The following is a 928-nucleotide window of genomic DNA, read 5'->3' on the forward strand; positions in this document are numbered from 1 at the left end:
CTCCGACAGCATCGAGAAATGGCGCAAGGTCTTCGGCGACGATTTTGCGAAGGGAGAGAACGTAAAGAAGGCGGAGGCTTCTGCGATGCAGCAGGCCAGTGCGCTTCTCATGGAAGGGGCAGCCCACCTTGATAGCCTAGTCGACAACGTAATTGACTTTGGTATCAGCATCCTCCCATTGTGGTTCCGGACGCCATCCCACCTCCAGGCCCCGCGTTGGCAGCCCGCCGAGCAGGTTTCCCGGAATGTCCAAGTCTTCGCCGAATATCGCGCGTCCCAGTATTCCGGCAAGGGACATCCGATCAATTCAGGCGAGGCGTTACCCCCGCGGGGTGGTCTCTGGTTCGACGTCCGTGTCAACAAGTTCCAGACGGTGCCGGCTGACTGCTACGTACGGTGGCGCATCACCAATACCGGGGCAGTGGCGATGGCCCTCAAGAAAGGGCGGGGCGGCTTCGAGAAGCCTACCGACGGTGATCGTCGCTGGGAAGCGCTCGAATATCGCGGCGTCCACATGGCGGAAGCATTCATCATCCGTAGAAGCGATGATCGGCTCGTTGGTTTTAGCGAGCCATTCTACGCTGTGATCAAGTAGGTTGAGGAAAGGGAGCTATCGATGCCCAGGGTAGATACGGTAGGTGGCAACTACTACAAGCCCCTCGAGCGGGCCGAAGCTGTCGGATCTGGACTGTTCTGGGTGGTTTCGATCCTCTCGATTGCGGCGCTTTTCGCCGACAAGGTGGCCTATCCGATTGTCTACGATATCGTGCAGATCGTCTTCATCGTTTGCGTGCTGCTGTTCTTTTTCCAGGGACAGGTCCAGAAGCTCTATCTCTTTCCTCGTGCCGAAGACAAACGCCGGCAGGAATTGCTGTCGAACAGTTACGGCGTGACGCTGACGCATGAAGAGACAGTCGGCTACTACAAT

1 protein-coding gene and 1 pseudogene are annotated in these 928 nt (G+C 57.4%); both read left to right on the forward strand.

The features are described 5' to 3' along the window. Nucleotides 1–595 (forward strand): annotated as a pseudogene (locus EN780_RS35395) (nucleotidyltransferase); the annotation flags it as partial. 21 nt (nucleotides 596–616) lie between these two features. After that, a partial coding sequence (locus tag EN780_RS35400; RefSeq protein ID WP_210215094.1) for a hypothetical protein occupies nucleotides 617–928 on the forward strand: 312 nt, incomplete at its 3' end.

This window comes from Mesorhizobium sp. M4B.F.Ca.ET.089.01.1.1 (genome assembly GCF_004022605.1).
Lineage (GTDB): Bacteria > Pseudomonadota > Alphaproteobacteria > Rhizobiales > Rhizobiaceae > Mesorhizobium > Mesorhizobium abyssinicae.